We start from the raw sequence: 23,602 nt of genomic DNA on the forward strand, positions 1-23,602 counted from the left end.
GGCTCCTTGCCGCTTAACCGGCAAGGAGCGTGTCGGCATTTAACGCCAGGTGCTGCAGCAGCATAATGGTTTTCGCATCCACGATTTCGCCCTCGCGAATGGCCCGTAACGCCCGCGCCAGCGGCCACTCCAGCACTTCAATATCCTCTCCTTCCGCCGCCAGCCCGCCGCCATCGCCACGGCGATCGTCCGCGGAGTATTCAGCAATAAAGAAGTACAGCTTCTCGGTCACCGACCCCGGACTCATAAACGCGGTGAATACCGGTTCAATACGGGTGACGCGAAAACCGGTCTCCTCTTCCGCTTCGGCGATAATGCGTTCTTCCGGCGAGGCGTTATCCAGTAACCCCGCGGCGGCCTCGATCAAAAAACCGTCGTGACCGTTGATCCACACCGGAAAACGAAACTGGCGGATGAGCACCACGCTCTGCTTGTGGCGATTGTAGAGCAGAATAACCGCGCCGTTGCCGCGGTCGTAGGCTTCCCGGCTCTGCTCCTGCCAGCGTCCATCACGACGCAGCAGTTCGAAGGTATATTTTTTCAGCGTGTACCAGTTATCTGACAAGAGCGTTTCGCGAACGTGGCGAACGCGCGGTGCGTCTACATGCATGTTTTTCCCCTTCTAAGGTGACAGCGGGCAACATAACATGCATAATCGTGCATAAACAAGATCAATCGTGAAGTGAACAACATGCTCGCCAGCCAGAGAAAACAGCACATCCTGCAGCTCCTTGCCGCAGAAAAACAGGTGATGTCGGGAGAGTTAAGCCAGCGCTTTAAAGTCTCCGAAGACTCCATTCGTCGCGATCTGCGCGAACTGGCGGCGGAAGGTAAACTGCAACGGGTCCACGGCGGCGCGCTGCCGGTATCCGCCGCTATCGCGCCAATCGAAAGCAGAAAAAGCGTGCAGATGGCTTCCAAACAGGCGATAGCCCGCCGGGCGGCGGCGCTTATCCAGCCAGGACAGGTGGTCATCGTCGACGGCGGCACCACCACCACGGCGATGATCGCCGCGCTACCCGCCGACCTTGCTTGTACCGTGGTGACGCACAGTCCAGGGATCGCCGTGGCGCTGGTCGAGCATCCGCTGATCGACGTGATCCTGCTCGGCGGCACAATGTTTAAACATTCGGTAGTCACGGTCGGCGCCGAGACGCTGGCGGCGATGGCGCGGATTAATGCCGATCTGTTCTTTATGGGAGTAACGGGTGTGCACCCGCGGGTGGGCTTTACCACCGGTGATTATGAAGAGGCGGGCATCAAGCGCGCGCTGGCGGCCAGAGCCGCAGAAACCGTGGTGATGGCCTCTGCCGAGAAAATTAACTCCGCCTCCGCATTTGCCATCGGCGAGCTTAATCTTGCCAGCACAGTGGTTATCGACAGCGAACTGGATGACACGTTACGCCAGAAGCTTAAACAAAGCGGCGTCGGGATTATTCAGGTAGAAGGTTAACCCGGCGGCATCATGTTCCGCCGGGATAAGCTGCAGGGATTAATTACCGCCAGAAGTACGGCGCTGCAGCTGATCGCGCAGGTTCGGCGGCGTACCTTTGATGGTCAGCGTATCCGTTGCCGGATCCCAGAATACGCGCTCGCCTAACAGCATCGCATCAAAGTTAATGGTCAAACCGCCGCCGCTACCGGCAAATTTGGTCAGCTGGCGCAGCGTACTGCGGTCCGCCGGGAAGCTCTCTTCCAGCTCATAACCCTGTTCAGCGGTAAACTCCTGGAAACTCTTTTCGCTGACGCCGGAGAGCTCTTTAGACAGCGACTCCAGCTCGATCTCTTCGCCCGCCTGCAGCTGTTCGTTACAGTAGGCGTACACCTGCTGGCGCACGTTCTGGCGCTCGGATTTATCCAGCTGCGCGTCAGCGGCGAAATCATCCACCGCCTGCAGCAGACCGCGGTTCTGCGCTTTGGCGTTGAGCCCTTCGCTGGCGCCGAGGAAGTCCATGAAGAAATCAGCGACTTTACGCCCCACCCGCCCTTTCAGGAAGGTCAGGTAACGGGTCGATTCGGGATTGGTTTCCCACTCGGTCAGATCGATACGCGCCACGATGTCGGCATGGTTGATATCGAGGTAATGCGTGGAACTGATATCCAGCTCTTCGTTAACGCGCATGCTGCTCAGATTATTGAGCACCGCCACCAGCAGATACTCGACCGCCAGATAACGATACTGACAGAACAGCACAATGCCGCCTTCGGCAAACGGATACTTCGCCAGCTCATCGCGCAGGCGACCGGTTGCCGCACGGCTGAAAGGAAGAAATTCTTCTTCACCCTGACGCTGTAAACGCAACGCTTGCGCCAGCTCGCTCTCTTCATTAAAGAGGCCATAGGCTTTGCTTTTTGCGCTGTAGACACGATGCAGTTCAGCCATCATTTCCACGACAGTGGCATTTGGTTCCAGCAGCGACTCGCGCAGCACCAGTTCCAGATTCTGTTCATCACGTTTGATCAACTGATGCAGGGCAATCTGGTCGATATCCAGACTCATGTTAAACTCTCCTTTTAGACCGGGCGGTATTCAACCACCACCGGGACGATGACGCAACCGGCAGATGTCTGTTTCACGCTTGAGACTCGCGTTGCTGGGCGCTTTTACGCCGTGGCGAAAAAATGCGGAAAAAATGCTGCTGCTACGGTAATATGTTGCCCTTTCACGAACAAACAGATTTTGAGTTTATGCCACAAATATCCCGCTATAGCGATGAACAGGTCGAGCAGCTGCTCAGCGAGCTGACGAACGTCCTGGAAACACACAAAGCGCCGGTTGACCTGTCACTGATGGTGCTGGGCAATATGGTGACCAACCTGATTAACAGTAGCGTCGCGCCGGCGCAGCGTCAGGCAATCGCCCGTTCTTTCGCCCAGGCGCTGCAATCGTCCATTAACGACGATCCCGCGCACTAAGGATAACGAACAACAGTATATGGTGACTCTACGTCAGCCCTACCGAGAAAAAGTCTCCCAGATGGTCAGTTGGGGACACTGGTTCGCCCTGTTCAACATGTTGTTGGCCATGGCGCTCGGCAGCCGCTATCTTTTTGTCGCCGACTGGCCAACGACGCTTGCCGGGCGGGTTTTCTCGTATGTCAGCCTCGTTGGTCATTTCAGTTTTCTGGTGTTCACCAGCTATGTACTGATTCTCTTCCCGCTGACCTTTATCGTCGGCTCGCAGCGGCTTATGCGCTTCCTGTCGGTCATCTTCGCCACCGCCGGGATGACGCTGCTGCTGATCGATAGCGAAGTCTTCACTCGCTTCCACCTGCACTTAAACCCCGTCGTCTGGGAACTGGTGATTAACCCCGACCAGAACGAGATGGCTCGCGACTGGCAGCTGATGTTTATCAGCGTACCGATCATCTTCCTGATCGAGATGCTCTTCGCCACCTGGAGCTGGCAAAAGCTGCGCAGCCTGACGCGCCGCCGTCACTACGCGCGCCCCGTCGCCTGGTTTTTCTTTATTTCATTTATCAGCAGCCACCTGATTTATATCTGGGCGGATGCTAACTTCTATCGCCCGATCACCATGCAGCGGGCCAACTTGCCGCTCTCTTATCCGATGACCGCTCGCCGCTTCCTTGAGAAGCATGGCCTGCTCGACGCTCAGGATTACCAGCGCCGTCTGGTTGAACAAGGCGCGCCGGAAGCGGTTTCGGTGCAGTATCCGCTGAGCGATCTACGCTATCGAGACCTCGGCACGGGCTACAACGTGTTGCTCATTACCGTGGATAACCTCAACTATTCACGCTTCGAGAAAAATATGCCGCAGCTGGCTGCTTTTGCAAAAGAGAGCGTCAACTTTAGTCAGCATATGAGCTCCGGTAATAGTACCGATAGCGGAATGTTCGGCCTGTTCTACGGCATATCGCCGGGTTATATGGATGGCGTGCTCTCGGCGCGTATCCCGGCGGCGCTGATTACCGCCCTCAACCAACAGGGCTACCAGTTGGGCCTGTTCTCATCAGACGGTTTCAGCAGTCCGCTCTATCGTCAGGCGCTGCTGTCGGACTTCTCGCTGCCGGCGGCCAAAACGCAAAGTGACGAGCAAACGGCAGACCAATGGATCGGCTGGCTGGATCGCTACGCCCAGGATGAGAACCGCTGGTTCTCGTGGGTATCGCTGAACGGCACTAATATTGATAACAGCCAGCAGCAGAATTTTGCGCGCACCTATGGCCGCGCCGCAGGCGACGTCGATACGCAAATTGGCCGTGTGCTCGACGCGCTGCGCAAAGCGGGCAAACTGGATAATACGGTGGTGATTATTACCGCCGGGCACGGCATGCCGCTGGATAACAAGCAGGGTAAATTCGACTGGTCACGGGGCAATCTGCAGGTGCCGCTGGTTATTCACTGGCCGGGAACCCCAGCGCAGGAGATCGCCACGCTCACGGATAACAAAGATGTGATGACGACGCTGATGCAGCGTCTGCTGCACGTGTCGACGCCAGCGAATGAATATTCGCAGGGCGAAGACCTGTTTAGCCCGGCGCGCCGCCGCAGCTGGGTCACCGCGGCCAATAGCGATACTCTGGCGATTACCACGCCAACGATGACTGTGGTGCTCGACCACAACGGCACCTATCACACCTGGAACAGTAACGGCGAGAAGGTGAAAGACCAAAAACCACAGCTCAGCCTGCTGCTGCAGGTGCTGACGGATGAAAAACGCTTTATCGCTAACTGATTGATTAATTTTGAATCAATCAGTTGTCGGTCGCTTGCATTCGATGGGGGAACGGGTAATATTATCCTCCACGCGTCGGCACGTAGCGCAGCCTGGTAGCGCACCGTCATGGGGTGTCGGGGGTCGGAGGTTCAAATCCTCTCGTGCCGACCAAAAACCTTCGAAAAACCAGCCTCTTATGGCTGGTTTTTTTGTGCCTGTTTTTCGCAGGGGGGAAACCCCGTCGAAAAACTCGATCCTTCCTTCACTCCAGACCTGAAACGTGTCTCCCTGCCCGGCCTTTCTCTATAGATCATTCACCGCGTAACCGCCGCCTGTAACTCCCCCTGCCCATCATGATGAAGCAGGACATCCGCCCCTCGCTCAGCGGAAATTCAACTCAGTAAATATACACTTCTTACTCAACTTGTTTTCCCATATTTGTTATATGACGGCAGGAAACTTATATGGCATAAGAGCAATAAACGCACATCGAAAGGAATGACGTTATGTCGCTTTATGACCTCAGAACCGAAGCGCATGCATTACCTGAAGCCTGGCACTCTCATGTATTAGGCCGTATTGGCACTGCAAATCTTAAAGTTGTACGAATGGATGAACGCTCAGTAGCTGAAGAAGTACATGAGTATGACGAGGGGTTACTGGTCATTAATGGACAACTGGAGCTGAGTGTGAAGGGAGAAAAAATCACTGTATCGTCTGGCCAGCTTTATGTGGCAAAAGCTGGCATTCCTCATACGGTAGATACGGGCAGCTTTGGTATACTGGTTATCATTGATTTACCCGAAACGGACGTTGTCTAAACGTTGATTGCAAGGATGTTAAAGACCGCTTTATGGATATGTTCAAGTTAACACCCTGGCTAAATTGCTGGAATCTCATTCCTGATGGCACCCCATTTGTCACTCATACGTCACAGTTGTATCCGGTCAAAACAGCAACGCATGGTATTAAAGCCATGTTAAAAGTCACTGATGATACTGACGAACAAACCGGTAATGCACTCATGGTATGGTGGGAAGGGAACGGCGCTGCCCATGTGATTGCACATGAAAAGGAAGCAATTCTTCTCTCAAGAGCCACAGGTTCCGCGTCTTTATCAGCAATGTCTCGTGGAGATAAGGATGATATCGCTTGTCGTATTTTATGTATGACTGCGAACCGGCTTCATTCATTCGCCAAAAGACCATTCCCCCGGCTAACCTCCCTGCGTGAATGGTTTTATCCTCTAAAACCAGCCGCCTTGCAGTATGGCGGTATCCTGACACGTTGCGCAGAAATTTCAGAAGAGTTGCTTTCTTCTCCACGAGATGTGGTTGTATTACATGGCGACTTACATCACGGTAACGTGCTTGATTTTGAAACGTCCGGTTGGTTAGCCATTGATCCCAAAGGGCTGATAGGTGAACGGGGATTCGACTTTGCTAATATTTTTACTAATCCGGATCTTGGTTATCCGGTACCTGCTGTTGCGACTGTACCAGAGACCTTTAAACAGCGTCTAAGCATCGTTACCAGGATGGCAGACATGGATAAAGAGCGCCTGCTCAAATGGATAATTGCATGGTGCGGTCTTTCAACCGCCTGGTCACTCTCAAGTAACGAAACGACTTCAATAACAATAAAAATTGCCGAACTGGCGATTGCTGAATTGGAATCGTGAGTGGGATATCGCCACTGGGTATGGTGATTTCCTGCACGCCCGCTTCGCGTCAAGAGTAGATACATCAGGAAACAAGCCAACAAGCACCTGAATATGAGTGTTTGTCAGACAGATTTTATCCCTTGGTATAAATATCAGGCCTGGTAATAGTCCAGGCGTAATTTTCCTGGTTTACTGGCTGGTAGCCGAACTTTTCGTAAAGCCAGGGCGCGGTGGTGGTGAATAACATAATTCTGCGAAGCTGTTCAAATAAAGGATGATTATGCAAACATTCCATCATCCACCTTCCAAGCCCTTCTCCCTGATATTCTTCGAGCACATACACATCACAAAGATAGGCAAATGTAGCAAAATCCGTAATCAGGCGAGCGAAGCCTATCTGAGTATCATGATGATAAATGCCGAAATTAAGGCTGTTTTCAATTGATGTAGCGACAGTGTCCAGATTGATACCCTTGGCCCAGGTCGACCTTGTCAGATACCGATGGATAGCCTTAACATCCAGTTTTTCTCTGTCTGTACTGACCAGGTAGCTATTCTTGCGCCACTCGTAGATCTCGGAAATATTCACTTTCGGCCATACCTCAAATAGTTAGATAAACCCAAGCCTATCACCTGACGAAAAAATGTATGATTTAAATTGCACGGACGGATCGCCACACATGATCATGTCGTCTTGTAGCACATCTTTTTAATGTTTGTACTCCCCTTCCCGCTAAGACTGCGATTATCCTGATGGCAAATTGTTAAATTCCATCTATTATTCGACTGTATTCGTTATCATCTGGAGCGGACCCAATGAGAGTTAAAGGACTTCCCAAAGGATTTTTTATCCTTATTTTACTGATCGTTACCCTGGCCTTTTTTGACGTACTCTCCCCTTACTATTCCGCTATCCTGTGGGCCGCTATCCTGGCGGTGATATTTAATCCGATAAAAAACAATATCCGTACGCGCATCGGTGAACGCAACGGCATCGCGGCGCTCCTGACCGTCGTCATTATCTGTCTTATTGTTTTCACCCCGTTGGCGATTATCATTTCGTCGCTAGCCTTCGAGCTGAACGTGGTCTACACCAAGCTACAGCATAATGACACCCAGTTTCCGACGGTGGTCGCCAACCTGTTTGCCCATCTCCCGAGCTGGGCCAGAAGTTTCCTCTCAGAGCACAATCTCGACAGCGCGGAACAGATTCAGCAGCAACTATCCGATGCCGCCCTGAAAGGTGGACAATATCTGGCCGGTAGCGCCTTCCTGATCGGTAAAGGGACGTTCGGCTTTACCGTCAGCTTCGGCATTATGTTATACCTGCTGTTCTTCCTGCTGAAAGACGGCCCTTATCTGGTGCTGTTAATCCTTGAATCTTTGCCGCTATCCAATTATGTCAAACAGCACCTGTTTGCCAAATTCGCCGCCGTCGCGCGGGCGACGGTTAAAGGTACCGTCGCCGTCGCGCTGGCACAGGGGGCGCTCGGCGGCTTTGCATTCTGGATCGTCGGTCTTGATGGCAGCATTCTATGGGGCGCTTTAATGGCCTTTCTGTCGCTCATCCCGGCGGTGGGCTCCGCCATTATCTGGGTGCCGGCGGCGATTTATCTGTTCGCCACCGGGCAATTGTGGCAAGGGGCGTTTATTGTCGGTTTCTTCGTCATTGTCATCGGCCTGGTGGATAACATTCTGCGTCCGCTGCTGGTGGGAAAAGATACCAAAATGCCGGATTACCTGATCCTGATTGCCACTCTTGGCGGCATGGAAATCTACGGTATCAACGGTTTCGTCATTGGCCCGCTGATTGCCGCCTTGTTTATTGCCTGCTGGAACCTGTTATCGGGGCGTGAACACGCCGGGAACGCCGACTTACTGGACGAAGAGTTTATTGAAGAAGCCAAAAACAGCCGCGATGAATAGCTGGCGCACGCTTCACTTTACTAGTGCATTTCACTATTCATATTGAAAATAATGGTAAATAACTCTTACCATTCAGGGCAATGATGTTAGTCTGTATTGGTTAGTAACGATAATAAAGGATGATCAACCGTGAAAAAAATCGCTACGCTTGCTGTTTCTCTGCTGGCCGTTGCCTGTGTTTCCACCAGCGCGTTAGCCGCTGAGCAGCCGTTGGAGAAAGTCGCCCCCTATCCGAAAGCGGAAAAAGGGATGAAGCGTCAGGTGATTCAGCTGCCGCAGCAGCAGGATGAATCCGCGTTAAAAGTTGAACTGATGATTGGCCAGACGCTGGAAGTCGACTGCAACCATCACCGCCTCGGCGGTCAACTGGAAAGCAAAACGCTGGAAGGCTGGGGCTATGACTACTATGTCTTTGATAAGCTGACGTCCCCGGTTTCCACCATGATGGCCTGCCCGGACGGTAAGAAAGAGAAGAAATTTGTTACCGCGGGTCTCGGCGATGCAGCCATGCTGCGCTACAACAGCAAGCTGCCGATCGTGGTTTATACTCCGGCCAACGTTGAAGTGAAATACCGCATCTGGAAAGCCGAAGAAACTATCGGTAATGCCGTGGAGCGTTAATCGCCAGCGGTAATACAAAACGGCAGCCCTCGGGCTGCCGTTTTTGTTATAGCGCGATATCCGCCATCGGTTTGCCGCCGGTCAGCGGCTTGAGTTCAGCCTGCGGCACGTCGTCTGCCGCGGTCGTCGGCTCGTAGTGTAGCCCCAGCACTTCACTGGTCCACGCCAGCGCCTGCTCAATAGCGGCCGGATTACCATCCAGACGCATGCCGTAGCTCGGCACGATCTCTTTCATCTTCGCCTGCCAGGCCGGCGTCTGTACTTTGTCTTTGAAGACTTTCTCCAACAGCTGCACCATGATCGGCGCCGCCGTCGACGCGCCAGGAGAAGCGCCCAGCAGCGCGGCTACGGTGCCTTCATCATCGCACACCACTTCGGTGCCAAGGCGCAACACGCCGCCCATCTTCTTATCACGTTTGATAATCTGTACACGCTGACCGGCCTGCCACAGGCGCCAGTCCTCTTTGCGCGCTTCCGGGTAGTACTCGCACAGTGCGGCATGACGATCTTTATCTTTCTGCAATACCTGGCTAATCAGATATTTCACCAGGTCGAAGTTATCCATCCCGACGTTAAGCATCGGCAGAATATTCGAGGTATTCGTCGAGGCCAGCAGATCCCAAAGGGAGCCGTTTTTCAGGAAGCGGGTCGAGAAGGTCGCGAACGGCCCGAACAGCACCACGCGTTTGCCGTCGATAATACGGGTGTCGATATGCGGCACCGACATCGGCGGCGCGCCAACTTCCGCCTGGCCATAGACTTTCGCCAGGTGATGATTAACCACTTCCGGGTTCTCACACACCAGGAACTGTCCACCAACCGGGAAGCCCGCATACTCTTTCGCCTGCGGAATGCCGGTTTCCTGCAGCAGCGTCAGGGCAGCGCCGCCCGCGCCAATAAAGATGAATTTGGTTTTGATCGTCCGCTTCTGGTGACGATTGTTGGCATCCGCCAGCGTCACCGTCCAGCTGTTGTCCGCATTGCGCTTAAAGCGGCGAACGACGGTACCCAACTGGAGAGAGAAGTTATCATGCTTCTGTAGCCCGGCGATCAGCTGGCGAGTGATCTCGCCGTAGTTAACGTCGGTACCCATTTCGGTACGCGTTGCCGCGACTTTTTGCTGCGGATCGCGCCCTTCCATCACCAGCGGCGCCCACTCTTTGATCTGCTGATGATCTTCAGAATAACGAATACCGCGGAACAGTTCGCTCTGCTGCAGCGCCGCGTAGCGCGCGCGCAGGAAGTTAACGTTGTCTTCGCCCCACACAAAGCTCATGTGCGGCACGCTGTTAATAAAGGATTTCGGCTTAGTCAGGATGCCGCGGGTCACCTGGTGGGCCCAAAACTGACGAGAAATATGGAAGGACTCATTGATATCGACCGCTTTGTCGATATTGATCCCATTGGCGGTTTGCGGCGTGTAGTTGAGCTCCATCAACGCCGCATGGCCGGTACCCGCATTGTTCCAGCCGTTCGAGCTTTCCTCGGCAACGCTGGTCATCTGCTCGACCATGGTAATAGACCAATCCGGCTCCAGTTCCTGCAGCCAGGTTCCCAACGTGGCGCTCATGATACCGCCGCCAATCAACAATACATCCGTCTCTTGCTCATGGCGGGTGTTGGTCCGATTTGTATTGGAACCAACCGCCTGTGAGCTGGGTACGGCCATCTTTTTCTTCATCGGATTTGAGCCTTACTTTTACTCGCTTTTTTTATTTAGCGCAGGTGAAACGATTCTCGGGATCAAAGGTACCACCTGTACTCAAAAATTTAAATATTGTTTAAATTTTAAGTTGAGTTTTGAGATCTGTTATAAAAATGTTTAATAAATGTGTACACAAAATCACTTTTTGTACTGGTATGATGGCCCTTTCCGCGCTATCATCTCCCGTTCTGTGATGGAGCGCACGCCAACGGCGGCTTCTCTCCCTTCAAATTTTTTATCATCCGCGAACTTTTATGCCCTCAACTTCCCGCACTCTCTCACTGGCGTTGATAACACGCGAGACCCTCGCTGGCGTGCTAACTGCCCTGGCGTTAATCCCTGAAGTCATTTCATTTTCGGTCATTGCCGGCGTGGACCCGCAGGTCAGCCTGATTGCTTCAGTGGTGCTCTGTCTGGCGATGTCGGTTCTCGGCGGGCGTCCGGCGATGGTGACGGCGGCGGCAGGTTCTGTCGCCCTGGTAATTGGCCCGATGGTACATCAGCATGGCGTAGGGTATATTCTGCCTGCTGTCATTCTGGCTGGTATTATTCAAATTTTGTTTGGGGTCTGCGGTATGGCGCGGTTAATGCGCTTTATCCCGCCAGCGGTGATGACCGGTTTTGTTAATGCGCTCGGCATTCTTATTTTTTTCGCCCAGGTTCCCCATTTCTGGAGCAGGCAGCCGCTCATCGTCGGCCTGTTCGTTCTGACGCTGCTCATCGTGCTGTGGGCGCCGCGTTTTATCAAAGCCGTGCCGGCGCCGCTTATTGCTATCGTCCTTCTCACCGTTTATACCGTCACCAGCGGACAGTTGCTGCCAACCGTGGGTGATGAAGGCGCTATGGGCGGCGGTCTGCCGGGCTTCAACGCGCTGGCGGTGCCGCTGGATTTAAGCACCTTGAAAATTATCTGGCCCTGCGCCCTGAGTATCGCCTTTGTCGGCCTGATGGAATCGCTGTTGACGGCAAAGCTGGTTGACGATCTCACCCATACGCCGTCAAATAAGTCGCGTGAGAGCGCAGGACTGGGAGTCGCCAATATCCTCGCGGGCTGCTATGGCGGCATCGCCGGGTGCGCGATGATCGGCCAGACTATCGTTAACGTGGAAATGGGCAAGGCGCGTAGCCGCCTATCGACGATAGTGGCCGGTCTGGTACTGCTGCTTCTGGTGACGGCGCTTAGCCAGGTGATGGCCAAAATTCCAATGGCGGTGCTGGCCGGGGTCATGGTGATTGTGGCGGTGAAAACCTTCAGCTGGCAGAGTATTCGCCCAACCGCGCTGGCGCGCAATCCGTGGCCGGAAACGCTGGTCATGGCGGCAACCGTCGTCGTGACGGTCACGACCAGTAATCTGGCGATCGGCGTACTGGCGGGGCTTATCGCAATGGCGCTCATCCCTCGCCGCCTGCGCGTAAAAGCGCAGCTTACATCAGAAACAGCGTCGCCAGACCAAGGAAAATAAAGAACCCGCCGGTGTCGGTAATCGCGGTGATCATCACGCTGGAGCCGACCGCCGGATCGCGCCCCAGCTTGACCATCACCATCGGGATGATAACCCCCATCATCGCCGCCATCAGCAGGTTGAGCATCATCGCCAACGTCATCACCCCGCCAAGCTGCGGGTCATCGTATAACCACCAGGTGATAGCCCCCATAATCCCGCCCCATACGAGGCCATTAATCAGCGCCACCCCCATCTCGCGTAGGATCAGGAAGGTAAAACTTCCCGGCTGGATCTTTTGCAGCGCCATCGCGCGGACGATCATGGTGATCGTCTGATTGCCGGTATTTCCGCCTATCCCGGCGACGATCGGCATCAGCGAGGCCAGGGCCACCAGTTGAGAAATGGTATGTTCAAAGCCATCGATCACCCGTGAAGCGATAAACGCCGTACAGAGGTTCACCGCCAGCCACGCCCAGCGGGTTTTCACCGCTTTGCTTACCGGCGCAAAAACATCATCATCTTCGCTCAGACCGCCCATCCGGCGCAGATCGTTATCGGTCTCTTCGTACACCACATCGACGATTTCATCGATGGTCAAACGCCCCATCAGCTTGCCGTCGGCATCAATCACCGCAGCACTCAGTAAGTCATCACGTTCGAAGGTACGCGCCACTTTCTCCGCCTCTTCCTGCGGCTGGAAAGTCACCGGATCGCCTTCCATCACCTCGCCAACGCGCTTTTGCGCATCGTTGAGCAGAATAGTCTGCAGCTCCAGCTCGCCGAGCAGCAGTTTATTGCGCGTGGTGACGAACAGTTTATCGGTGTTTTCCGGCATTTTGCCCAACCGGCGCAGATAGCGCTGTACCGCCGCCAGAGTGGCTTCCGGGCGAACGGTAATCACCTCAAACTCCATGATCGCGCCGACGGTGTTATCGGCGTAGCGCATCATCTGGCGAATGCGCGCGCGTTTATCCGGCGGCAGCGTCGCCAGCAGGCGGCCGGTTAAGTCGCGCGGCAGGTGCTGCAACAGGTAAACCTGTTCATCAATATCCAGCGATTGCAGGGCAAATATCAGGTCGTGGTCGCTCATCTTGTCGATGAGATCGCCCCATACGCTCTCTGACGCCTCCAGCAGCACTTCGCCGCGCTTGTCATCGGCAACCAGCCCCCACAGCGCGGTACGCGCGTCATAAGGCAGCGCTTCCAGGGCATCGGCGAGATCCGGCGGCGGCAGATGCGACACCAGCACTTCCACTTCCGCCAGGTCATCGGCCAGCGTCCCTTCATCATAGCGCTCCGCGAGGGTGAGTTTCCCCAGCAGCGCGGAGGTGACGGCTTTATCAGTGCTCAATAGCCAAATCAGGCGGGCGCGTTCTTCATCGCGTAATCGGGCGCTTTTTTTATGCAAAACGGACATCGCTCAGGCAATCCTTGTGAGAATAGAAGTCGACCTGCATGGCCGCAGCCATAAGCATAGCGCGAGGAGGGGGAAATAATAACCGCCAGCAATTTATCTGCTGTAAAAACCAGCAATATGTCCCGAACGGACGAAAACGCCCGATCGGGTAACCAGCAAAAACGTTAAGCAGTACGTGCTACCGCGTCGCGGGTCGCCAGTTCGCGCTCAACGCCGGTGAGCTCGCTCAGCTTGCCGCTGCGCATCTCCAGCAGGCGATCGGCATGCTGGAAATAGTGATCATCGTGGCTGATGGCAAACACGGTTTTCCCCATTTGCTGCATCAGCGGCAATAGCACCTGATAAAACTCGCGGCGGAAATGCGGATCCTGATCCGCGGCCCACTCATCGAGCAAAATGATATCGCGCTCTTCGGCCAGCGCCAGCAGCAGCGCCACACGCTTTTTCTGCCCTTTAGACAGCTTCAGATCGAGGATTTTCCCCTCTTCCAGCTGCAGCTTGTGGTCCATCTTCAGATACGCCAGCCACTTCGCGACCAGCGCCGGATCGGCGCGTTCGCCTTTTGGCCCTAACAGACGATCAAATAGCCAGACATCGGTAAATACCGCCGAGAATAGCTTGCGGTAATCTTCTGGTTTTTCCGTCGCCAGAGGTTGACCATCGAGCAGGATCTGCCCGGAGAGCGGTTGATACAGCCCGGTCAGCAGCATCGCCAGCGTCGACTTGCCGCTGCCATTGCCGCCAATCAGAAACACCAGTTCGCCGCGTTTGAGAGTCAGATTAATCGGCCCGACGGCAAAACTGTTATCCGGGTAGCGGAACGAGACGTCGCGCAGCTCCAGAGTCTGCCAGTGCGGATGCGCCTGCGGCTCGGGGAAACCGGGGCGGTAAGGCGCCAGCGCGAACTGATGCAGTTTATTGAATGCCACCTGGGCGCTGAGCAAGGTCGGCAGCGCCCCCACTGCCGACAGCAGCGGCGTACGCAGGAATAGCAGCGTCAGGGAATAGGTCGCCGCCACCGCGGTATTGGCCCACCCGAGGCCATTAGCCATCCAGAACACCAGACCGATGGCGCCAAGCATCATGATATTCGACCAGTTCACCGCGCTCAGGTGGAACGTATCGGCGCGAATGATGTGGTGGCGATAATCGCGGGCATCCGGCAGATACAGCTGATTAAAAACAAATTCGGCGCGTTCGCGGTTCAGCGTCAGCTCTTTGCGCCCTTCCAGCACCGTCTGATAATCATGATACAGCTTATCTTCGGTCTCGCGCAGCGTCGCCATATGCTTATAGACGCGCGCCACCAACACAAAGCCGCCCCAGATGGTGACCGCCATCCAGACCGCGGTCACCAGCATCATTTTACCTGACAGAAAAGCCAGGTAGGCGGCGGACCCGAAGGTCAGGATAATCCCCTGCACCAGCTCCGGCAGGCGCACAAAGGCGATGGTAATGTTACGCACGTCGCTGGTTAAGCCCGCCAGCAGCGAAGCGCTGCCGATTTTTTCGATCTTTTCGATTTGGGTGTCGAGAATGCGTTTAATAAATTCGCCGCGCAGGCGATAGACGAAATGGTGGCCAAGCGTGGTTAACGCCAGCTGCGAGCCGAGCGTGACCGCCATCAACAGCAGCAGCAGGCCGAGAAACTCCGGCAGCACGGTGAGCGAGGTATCCACAAGGGAAATCAGGCGCAGGTTAATAAAGGCGATAAGCCCGATACCCAGCGCCGCGCTGAGCAAACTCAGCGCCATGACGGCAATGAACGGCCAGCGGTACTGGCGCCAAACAAGAACAAGTAATTCCATAAGCTACGATCCGGACAAGCAAACAGCCAGCAGTTTAAACGGCTTGCCGACGACAGCAAGAATAATTCTTATTTTTGTTTTTGCCGGCCTCCCGCGAGGCGAAACGTGAGGTTATAACGACAGGCGCCGGTCAGCGGGTGCTCCCCCGGTTTAAGCGGCTGGATGCCGTGGTAAAAGAGCCGTGATTCGCCGCCCCAAACCACCACATCGCCATGCTCCAGCAGCAGCCGACGCAGCGGATCGTTACGTTTCAGCCCGCCAAACTGAAACACTGCCGGCAGTCCCAGCGACACCGAAACGATAGGCGCACGCAAATCCCGCTCGTCTTTATCCTGATGCAGCGACAGCTTCGCGCCCGGCTGGTAGCGGTTAATCAGACAGGCGTCCGGGGAGAAATGCGCATAGCCCGCCTCCTGCGCTGCCTCCGCCGCCAGTTGCTGAAAGAGCGGCGGCATCGGCGGCCAATGTTCGCCGGTCAACGGATCGCCCGGCGCATAGAGATAGCCGTGCATATCGGTCGTCCAGCCGAGTTGGCCACAGTTGGTCATAGCCACCGACATGGTATAACCACCGGGGGTCACCATCTGGCGGAACGGAGAAGCGCTGGCCACTCCGGCGATGGCCTGCAGCAGCGCCGGCGCGCGCTGAACGGCAAAACGGCGTAACATCATCGCCCCGGGGGCCAGCGGCTCCTGCCAGGGTGGCGTATCGGCAAACAGATCGAGCATTATTTCTCCCGTATTTTTGCTTCGCGCGCCAGCAGCAGCGCTTTGCGTTCGCTGCCCCAACGATAGCCGGAAAGCGCCCCGCCCTCACGTACTACCCGATGGCAAGGAATGACTATCGCCAGTTTATTGGCCGCACAGGCCCCGGCAACCGCTCTGACCGCACGCGGTTGACCAATGCTGTGCGCCACCTCGCGGTAGCTGCGGGTTTCGCCTGGCGGGATCTGGCGCAAGGCTTGCCACACCCGTTGCTGGAAAGCGGTACCGCGAATATCCAGCGGCAAATTCACCGCCTGCTGCGGATTATCCAGATGGGCAACCACCTGCGCCACGCGTTCGGTAAACGTGTCATCACCCGGCTGTAATTGGGCGCCGGGAAACAAGCTCGCCAGCTGCGCATATAACGCCTTATCGTCATCGCCCAGCAACACGGCGCATACGCCACGTTCGCTGAACGCCACCAGGCACCGGCCAGAGGCGCTATCGCTGCAAACCCAGCGAATCACCACATCTTCGCCGCCGCGTTTAAACTGGCGGGCGGTCATGCCCAGCGTCTCGTTTGCCTGGCGATAATAGCTGGCGGAATCGGGGAAGCCTGCAGCTAATGCCGCTCTGGTGACATTCTCGCCCTGGCTTAATGCTTCGCGTAGGCGCCGCGCGCGCCACGCCTGCTGCCAGGCCTTGGGCGTAAGCCCGGTGACGGATTTAAAAATACGATGGAAGTGAAACGGGCTGACCGCCAGCTGCTGCGCCAGCGCCTCAAGGGTGATTGGCGCCTCTTGTTCCAGCAGGCGACAGGCGGCGGCCACCTTCTCGACCCGCTGTTGGTCGGGGTCGAGATTATCCGGCCGACAGCGTTTACAGGGGCGATATCCGGCGGCCTTTGCCGCTTCGACATCAGAATAAAAGCGGACATTCTCCCGTAGCGCGCGCCGTGAACGGCACGAGGGACGGCAGCAGACGCCGGTGGTCAACACGGCGAAGACAAACTGCCCGTCGGCGCTGGCGTCACGTTCGCAGACCGCCTGCCAGCGGCGGTCATCGTTAGTCATATCGGCAATCATCGGTTTCATAGCGGGCTCCTGCTGTAAGTGTATCCTTACTTTGCGCCTTGCTCCGATCTAAAAAACTGCGCTTCTTGCTTTTTAATTCTGCTCGCCGACCAGGAAGGTGCGGAACTGCGGCGACATCCAGGTCTTAAAGCCGTCGCCCTCTTTGACAATCATATAGACCGCCAGCCCCTGCTCGTGTGCCACCTGTTGGGCTTTTTCCGGCCCTAATACCATCAGCCCGGTATCCCAACCGTCGGCTTCCAGCGCCGTCGGCGCAATCACCGTCACCGAAACTAGCTTATGGTTGATGGGGTGCCCGGTTTGCGGATCGATAACGTGAGAAATACGTTTGCCGTCCAGCTCGTAGTAGTTGCGATAGCTACCGGAGGTGCTGATGCCGTGGCCGTTGATATCGACAATCGCCTGGACGGCGTTTTCGCGGTCGGTTGGTTTTTGAATCGCCACTCGCCACGGTTTATCGTCACCGTTCATCCCGCGGCTGACCAGCGCGCCGCCAACCGATACCAGATAGCGGGCAATTCCTTCCTGCTCCATCAGCCGCGCCAGATGATCGGCGGCATAGCCCTCGCCGACCGTGGAAAGATCGACAAATAAATCGGCAATATCTTTTTGCAGATACTGTTGATCGGCGCGGTTAATCACCGTCAAATGCTGCAGCCCGGTACGCGCTTTTGCCGCCGCGATTTGCTGCGCCGTCGGCGTTTTTACCGGTTGCTTATCCGGGCCAAATCCCCATAGATTGACCAGCGGCCCGACGGTAACATCCATCGCTCCGGCGGTTTTGGCGCCAATACGCAGCGACAGAGTGACGATATCCGCCATCGCTTCGTTCACCGGCCACGGTTCGGTAGTGGCGGCATGATTGAAGTGCATCAGCGCGGAGTCGTTTTTCCAGGTCGAAAGCAGCAGATCGTCACCATCGAGCTGCGCCTGAACTTTATGGCGTAAATCTTCGGCTTTCGCCGGATCCAACCCGACGACGCTAACGCGCCAATAGGTCCCCATCGTTTTGCCATCGAGCACGGTGGCGGCGGATTTTGGCGTGGCCGGGGATGTCGCGGAATCACAGCCGGTAAGCAGAACGCAGAGGCCGATAAAGGCGGCGCGGAAAAAGGTGGTATCCATGAAAACGGGCTCCTGTTACAAAGGCAGCCAGAGTATACCAGCGAGGTTAAACCGGGCATAAAAAAAGGCGCCCACAGGCGCCTTTTTCAACACTTCAGCTTGCTTAGAACTGGTAAACCAGGCCCAGAGCAACGACGTTGTCGGTAGAGATACCGGCAGCGCGGGTGAAGTCGTTGTCGTCCAGCAGGTTGATTTTGTAATCAACGTAGGTGGACATGTTTTTGTTGAAGTAGTAGGTCGCGCCCAGGTCAACGTATTTCAGGATATCCTGGTCGCCATAGTTGATACCGGTGCCACGAATGGACAGGTCCTTACCTTTAGACTGCAGGTAAGCGATGGACGGACGCAGGCCGAAATCGAACTGGTACTGAGCAACCACTTCGAAGTTCTGCGCTTTGTCAGCAAAACCGATGTCGCCAGTGCGAGTTGCGTTGTAAGTCTGGGTGTACTGAGTCGCCAGGTATACGTTGTTAGCGTCGTATTTCAGGCCACCGGTATAGGTTTCAGCGTCGTCGCCGTGACCCATAACACCATTAACGTTCTGATCGTCAGTACGTTTAGAGTGGGAGTACGCGAAACCAGCGCTGATGCCGTCCCAGATATCATAAGTAACGGAGGTGCCGTAGCCTTCGCCGTTCTGTTTCTGGAAGCCGCGACCGTTGTTGGTCATGTCTTCACCGCTGGTGCTGCCGTTTTTACCCTGGTACTGCAGAGCAAAGTTCAGGCCGTCAACCAGACCGAAGAAGTCAGAGTTACGGTAGGTAGCAACGCCGTTAGCACGGGATTGCAGGAAGTTGTCGGAACCGTAGGTGTCGCCGCCGAATTCCGGCAGAACGTCGGTCCAGGAAGTCACGTCGTATACAACGCCGTAGTTACGACCGTAGTCGAAAGAACCCGCGTCGCCGAATTTCAGACCAGCGAATGCCAGACGGGTCCAGGACTGCTTGTCAGAACCTTCGGTGTTGTTAGCCTGAACGTTGTATTCCCACTGGCCGTAACCGGTCAGCTGGTCGTTGATCTGGGTTTCGCCTTTCACGCCGATACGCATGTAGGTCTGGTCGCCGTCTACGCTCTTGTCGTCAGAGAAGTAGTGCAGACCATCAATTTTACCGTACAGATCTAATTTGTTGCCGTCTTTGTTATAAATTTCAGCCGCATTTGCTGCGCCCGCTACCAGCAGTGCTGGTACCAGGAGGGACAGTACTTTAACTTTCATGTTATTAACCCTCTGTTTGTTATATGCCTTTTATTATTGCCACTGCTTACTGATTACCCTTCTAATCAGTCGGCTGTATTCATTGTGCTGCAAAATGCAGAATAATCCAACAAGAATATGATACGAAAACTTCTAAGGTGTTTCAAAATGCGCACAAGATGTTTCAATTTGTAAATATCAAGGAACTTTTCAGGCACGATAATGGTCGCCAAAATAAGCATCAAAAATCAAAAAAATAATATTTATCTTTAAAATCAAATTATTGAAAGCATGTAAATGTATAGCACTGAATGGTAAAACAAAATCTTCCCCGAAGACTAAAATAATCCTCGCTATCATCATTAACTTTATTTATTACCGTCATTCAGTTCTGAATGTCTGTTTACCCCTATTTCAACCGGATGCCTCGCATCCGGTTTTTTTTACCCTTCTTTACGTATCTTTAATTATGCTGTGCTATCGCATAAAAAAATAACGACTATTAATCAATCAATTCCGAATGAAAGTTAGCCTATTTCGCCAATTTCTTGTTTTTTCGTGCTATTTACCTGCAACAAATGCCAGTTAATTGTACAAGATCAATTCCACTGTACATATTCGTGGTCGCTATGGTTTTGAGACAAATCTCAGCATTAAAAGATCCCTCAGCGTCAATCTGTTGTATGGATTTCCCGTTTTAGCCTTTATACTTCCAGCCAGTATTCGTTGTGCTGCCCGTCACTATGGCGCAACATCTTGTTTACAAACACTACTGAGCAGCTCTGCTACGCGATGACCCAAAAAAAATTCTCCCTGATCCCAGGCAACATCACCCGCTTCTTCATTTTGATGGTTATCGTCTTGCTCGCGACGATGGGCGTGATGATCCAAAGCTCGGTCAATACGTGGCTAAAAGACAGAAGTTACCAGGTGGTTGATATCAGCCACGCGTTGCACAAACGCATCGATACCTGGCGTTACGCCACCTGGCAGATTTACGACAATATCGCAGCCACCAGTTCCAGTACTTCAAGCGATGGGCTGCAGGAAACCCGGCTAAAGCAGGATGTCTACTATCTGGAAAAGCCTCGGCGCAAAACCGAGGCGCTGATTTTCGGATCTCATGACAGCTCGACGCTTGAGATGACGCAGAAAATTTCTAATTACCTCGATATTCTATGGGGCGCGGAAACCATCCCCTGGTCGATGTATTATCTGAACGGGCTGGATAACAGCTTGATTCTGGTCTCTACCCTGCCGCTGAAAGATCTGTCTTCGAGTTTTAAAGAATCGACGATTAGCAGCGTGGTGGAATCCCGCCGCGCCGAAATGCTGCTGCAGGCAAATACGCTGGACGAACGGGAAACCTTTTCTTCGCTGCGCCATTTGACCTGGCAAAATGGCCACTACTTCACGCTGCGTACCACCTTTAACCAACCGGGCCACCTGGCAACGGTGGTGGCCTTCGATTTACCGATTAACGACCTCATCCCCCCGAGCATGTCGTTGGATAGCTTCCGTCTGGAGGCAGATCCGGCACAGAATGCCGCCAACAGCCCTGATAAAGAAGCCGTTGATAACGTTAGCGTCAGCTTCAATGGCCTGCGTATTGAGATAACTACCGCCATCAATACCACCGGCATGCGGCTGGTGTGGGTCGTGCCGTTCAGCACTTTGCTGATGGAATCCCTGCAGAATATTTTACTGCCGCTGCTGCTCACCATTGGTCTGCTGGCATTAACCCTGTTTGGCTTTACCACATTCCGTCACTATAGCGGTCGCCGTAATACTGGCAGCGTTAGCGCGGCACCCACCGCCGCCAACAGCGAGCTTCGCGCTCAGCGCGCAATTAATGAAGAGATTGTCTCTTTGCTGCCGCTGGGCCTGTTGGTGCACGATCAGGAAGCCAATCGCACTATTATCAGCAACCCGATCGCCGATCATCTGTTGCCTCATCTGAACCTGCAGAACATCACCAACATGGCCGATCAGCATCAAGGGGTCATTCAGGCGACGATCAATAATGAACTTTATGAAATCCGCCAGTACCGTAGCCAGGTTGCTCCGCGTACGCAGATCCTGATTATTCGCGACCAGGACAGAGAAGTACTGGTGAACAAAAAGCTCAAACAGGCCCAGCGTCTGTATGAAAAAAATCAGCAGGGGCGTATCGCCTTTATGCAGAACATCGGCGCCGCGCTGAAAGAACCGGCGCAGGCGCTGGCGCATGAAGCGGCGGCCATCGGCATTAATGAGAGCCGTAAACTGGCGCAGCGCGCGGATGAACTGGTTCATCTGGTCGATGAGATTCAGTTGGCGAACTTACTGGAAAGCGACGCCTGGAAAACCACACCCGGCTTATTCTCCATTCAGGGCTTAATAGATGAAGTAGTTCCTGAAGTCCTACCAATGGTAAAACGCAAGGGACTCCAGCTGTTAATCAATAACGCGCTGCCGGCCAACGAGCAGCGCTACGGCGATCGCGACGCGCTGCGCCGCACGCTATTACTGCTGATTCAGTACGCGATCACCACTACCTCTATCGGTAAAATCACCCTTGAGGTGAGCAAAGATGAATCTGCCGACGATCGGCTGACTTTCCGTATCCTTGATACCGGCAACGGCGTAAGCGCTAATGAAATCGATAATATGCACTTCCCGTTCCTTAACGAGACGCAAGCCGACCAGTACGGCAAGGCCAATGCCCTCACCTTCTGGTTATGCGACCGTTTAACCCGCAAGCTTGGCGGGCAGCTTAATATTAAGGCGCGAGAATCGCTCGGCACCCGCTACTCGCTACACCTTAAAATGGCGGCAAGCGAGGAAGAGAGCGACTCCGGCGAACACCTGTTGGACGATGTAGTCGTAATGATTGACATTACCGCCAATGAAGTACGCCGCATCGTGACGCGCCAGTTAGAGAGCTGGGGCGCGAGCTGCATCACCCCGGACGAAAGACTCTCAAGTCAAGAGTACGATCTCTTTTTAACTGATAATCCGTCTAATCTTACTGCTTCAGGCTTGCTTTTAAGCGATGATGAGGTTGGGATACGCAAAATTGGCCCTGGTCAGTTGAGCGTCAATTTTAATATCAGCACTGCCATGCAGGAAGCTATCCTGCAGCTGATTGAGCAGCAGCTGGCGCAAGAAGAGATTCAGCCCGCCTCCACTGGAAATGAAGGGAATGCTGAACTCCATGCCAGCGGTTATTACGCGCTGTTTGCCGACACTGTTCCGGATGATGTTCAGAGATTGTATACTGAATTAACCATCAGCGATTTCGCTGCGCTGGCGCAGACCGCTCACCGCCTCAAAGGGGCGTTTGCGATGCTTAATCTGATACCCGGCAAGCAGTTATGTGAAGCGCTTGAGCATCTGATTCATGAAAGAGATGCTCAAGGTATAGAAAAATACATCAGCGACATTGACGGTTACGTCAAGAGCTTGCTGTAGCAAGGTAGCCTAATACATGAACAATATGAACGTAATTATTGCCGATGACCATCCGATCGTACTGTTCGGCATTCGTAAGTCACTTGAGCAGATCGAGTGGGTGAATGTTGTTGGCGAATTTGAAGATTCCACAGCTCTGATTAACAATCTTCCTAAACTTGACGCGCACGTCCTGATTACCGACTTGTCGATGCCTGGCGACAAATATGGCGATGGGATCACCCTGATCAAATACATCAAACGCCATTTTCCTGAACTGTCGATTATCGTTCTGACCATGAACAACAACCCGGCTATCCTCAGCGCAGTACTGGATCTCGATATTGAAGGGATCGTACTGAAGCAGGGTGCGCCGACCGATCTGCCGAAAGCGCTGGCCGCGCTGCAGAAAGGCAAAAAGTTTACTCCGGAAAGCGTCTCCCGCCTGCTGGAAAAAATCAGCGCCGGCGGTTATGGCGACAAACGCCTGTCGCCGAAAGAGAGTGAAGTTCTGCGTTTGTTCGCTGAAGGCTTCCTGGTCACCGAGATCGCCAAAAAGCTGAACCGCAGCATTAAAACCATCAGTAGCCAGAAGAAATCGGCAATGATGAAGCTGGGTGTCGAAAATGATATCGCACTGCTGAACTACCTCTCTTCCGTTTCTCTTACCTCAACGGATAAAGAGTAATTCACTTTTCCCGGATGGCGGCCAGCCGCCGTTTCCGGGCCATTCTGAAACTTTATTCCCACCCCGGAGAGCATCGCGCGCCGGGGAGCTCTCAGCACCAT

General features: G+C 54.2%; 20 protein-coding genes and 1 tRNA gene. 11 read left to right on the top strand and 10 right to left on the bottom strand.

All coding sequences use genetic code 11. The annotated features are described in order from the left end of the window. Positions 1-13: 13 nt before the first annotated feature. Positions 14-610: an NUDIX domain-containing protein gene (locus AC22LX_RS07870; RefSeq protein ID WP_045391369.1), complete on the bottom strand. Its 597-nt coding sequence runs from the start codon at positions 608-610 to the stop codon at positions 14-16. Positions 611-691: 81 nt separating this feature from the next. On the opposite strand from AC22LX_RS07870, the gene AC22LX_RS07875 reads away from it, so the two are divergent. Further along, positions 692-1,453, top strand: coding sequence for a DeoR/GlpR family DNA-binding transcription regulator (locus tag AC22LX_RS07875; RefSeq protein ID WP_045391372.1), 762 nt, complete (start codon positions 692-694; stop codon positions 1,451-1,453). 39 nt (positions 1,454-1,492) lie between these two features. On the opposite strand, the gene yejK is transcribed toward AC22LX_RS07875, so the two are convergent. Next, the gene (gene yejK, locus AC22LX_RS07880) at positions 1,493-2,500 is read right to left on the bottom strand and encodes a nucleoid-associated protein YejK (protein ID WP_015365669.1); all 1,008 of its coding nucleotides are present in this window, start codon (positions 2,498-2,500) and stop codon (positions 1,493-1,495) included. A gap of 188 nt (positions 2,501-2,688) precedes the next feature. Between yejK and AC22LX_RS07885 the strand changes: the two genes are divergently transcribed. From AC22LX_RS07885 to AC22LX_RS07905, 5 genes are all read left to right on the top strand, one after another. Further along, on the top strand, positions 2,689-2,916 hold the full coding sequence (locus tag AC22LX_RS07885) for a YejL family protein (RefSeq protein WP_045377048.1): 228 nt from the start codon (positions 2,689-2,691) through the stop codon (positions 2,914-2,916). A 19-nt stretch (positions 2,917-2,935) separates the two neighbouring features. Continuing rightward, positions 2,936-4,696: an LPS biosynthesis-modulating metalloenzyme YejM gene (gene yejM, locus AC22LX_RS07890; protein ID WP_045391375.1), complete on the top strand. Its 1,761-nt coding sequence runs from the start codon at positions 2,936-2,938 to the stop codon at positions 4,694-4,696. Positions 4,697-4,772: 76 nt separating this feature from the next. Next, positions 4,773-4,849, top strand: a tRNA-Pro gene (locus tag AC22LX_RS07895). A gap of 335 nt (positions 4,850-5,184) precedes the next feature. Beyond that, entirely contained in the window at positions 5,185-5,499 is a 315-nt protein-coding gene (locus AC22LX_RS07900; protein WP_045391377.1) for a cupin domain-containing protein, read from the top strand. A 32-nt stretch (positions 5,500-5,531) separates the two neighbouring features. After that, positions 5,532-6,359, top strand: a complete 828-nt coding sequence (locus AC22LX_RS07905) for an aminoglycoside phosphotransferase family protein (RefSeq protein ID WP_045391380.1) — start codon at positions 5,532-5,534, stop codon at positions 6,357-6,359. A gap of 115 nt (positions 6,360-6,474) precedes the next feature. Here the strand turns inward: AC22LX_RS07905 and AC22LX_RS07910 are convergent, their stop codons facing one another. Beyond that, positions 6,475-6,930 carry a GNAT family N-acetyltransferase gene (locus AC22LX_RS07910; RefSeq protein WP_045376845.1) on the bottom strand — a complete coding sequence of 152 codons (456 nt, stop codon included), beginning with the start codon at positions 6,928-6,930 and terminating at the stop codon, positions 6,475-6,477. 227 nt (positions 6,931-7,157) lie between these two features. On the opposite strand from AC22LX_RS07910, the gene AC22LX_RS07915 reads away from it, so the two are divergent. Further along, positions 7,158-8,267, top strand: a complete 1,110-nt coding sequence (locus AC22LX_RS07915) for an AI-2E family transporter (RefSeq protein ID WP_045391382.1) — start codon at positions 7,158-7,160, stop codon at positions 8,265-8,267. 129 nt (positions 8,268-8,396) lie between these two features. Next, a complete protein-coding gene (gene eco / locus AC22LX_RS07920; RefSeq protein ID WP_045391384.1) occupies positions 8,397-8,888 on the top strand; it encodes a serine protease inhibitor ecotin in 492 nt (163 codons plus the stop codon). 46 nt (positions 8,889-8,934) lie between these two features. On the opposite strand, the gene mqo is transcribed toward eco, so the two are convergent. Next, on the bottom strand, positions 8,935-10,569 hold the full coding sequence (gene mqo, locus AC22LX_RS07925; RefSeq protein ID WP_045391386.1) for a malate dehydrogenase (quinone): 1,635 nt from the start codon (positions 10,567-10,569) through the stop codon (positions 8,935-8,937). Positions 10,570-10,847: 278 nt separating this feature from the next. Between mqo and AC22LX_RS07930 the strand changes: the two genes are divergently transcribed. Then, positions 10,848-12,056: a SulP family inorganic anion transporter gene (locus AC22LX_RS07930; RefSeq protein WP_045391388.1), complete on the top strand. Its 1,209-nt coding sequence runs from the start codon at positions 10,848-10,850 to the stop codon at positions 12,054-12,056. Here AC22LX_RS07930 and mgtE read toward each other — a convergent pair. From mgtE to AC22LX_RS07960, 6 genes are all read right to left on the bottom strand, one after another. Then, a complete protein-coding gene (mgtE, locus tag AC22LX_RS07935; protein WP_045391390.1) occupies positions 12,019-13,455 on the bottom strand; it encodes a magnesium transporter in 1,437 nt (478 codons plus the stop codon). The two genes, AC22LX_RS07930 and mgtE, sit on opposite strands and share 38 nt — an antisense overlap. A gap of 164 nt (positions 13,456-13,619) precedes the next feature. Continuing rightward, entirely contained in the window at positions 13,620-15,263 is a 1,644-nt protein-coding gene (locus AC22LX_RS07940) for a multidrug ABC transporter permease/ATP-binding protein (protein ID WP_045391392.1), read from the bottom strand. Between the two features lie 68 nt (positions 15,264-15,331). Next, a complete protein-coding gene (gene alkB / locus AC22LX_RS07945) occupies positions 15,332-15,991 on the bottom strand; it encodes a DNA oxidative demethylase AlkB (protein WP_045391394.1) in 660 nt (219 codons plus the stop codon). Further along, positions 15,991-17,061: a bifunctional DNA-binding transcriptional regulator/O6-methylguanine-DNA methyltransferase Ada gene (gene ada / locus AC22LX_RS07950; RefSeq protein ID WP_045391396.1), complete on the bottom strand. Its 1,071-nt coding sequence runs from the start codon at positions 17,059-17,061 to the stop codon at positions 15,991-15,993. Before ada ends, alkB begins: the two co-directional genes overlap by 1 nt. Before the next feature lie 72 nt (positions 17,062-17,133). Then, positions 17,134-18,186, bottom strand: a complete 1,053-nt coding sequence (gene apbE / locus AC22LX_RS07955) for an FAD:protein FMN transferase ApbE (protein WP_213292398.1) — start codon at positions 18,184-18,186, stop codon at positions 17,134-17,136. A 103-nt stretch (positions 18,187-18,289) separates the two neighbouring features. Further along, a complete protein-coding gene (locus AC22LX_RS07960; protein ID WP_045391399.1) occupies positions 18,290-19,402 on the bottom strand; it encodes a porin OmpC in 1,113 nt (370 codons plus the stop codon). 771 nt (positions 19,403-20,173) lie between these two features. On the opposite strand from AC22LX_RS07960, the gene rcsD reads away from it, so the two are divergent. Continuing rightward, positions 20,174-22,834, top strand: a complete 2,661-nt coding sequence (gene rcsD, locus AC22LX_RS07965) for a phosphotransferase RcsD (RefSeq protein WP_045391401.1) — start codon at positions 20,174-20,176, stop codon at positions 22,832-22,834. Between the two features lie 16 nt (positions 22,835-22,850). Continuing rightward, positions 22,851-23,501 carry a response regulator transcription factor RcsB gene (rcsB, locus tag AC22LX_RS07970; protein WP_015365624.1) on the top strand — a complete coding sequence of 217 codons (651 nt, stop codon included), beginning with the start codon at positions 22,851-22,853 and terminating at the stop codon, positions 23,499-23,501. The last annotated feature ends 101 nt before the right edge of the window (positions 23,502-23,602 follow it).

It is taken from the genome of Klebsiella sp. PK01 (assembly GCF_057624675.1).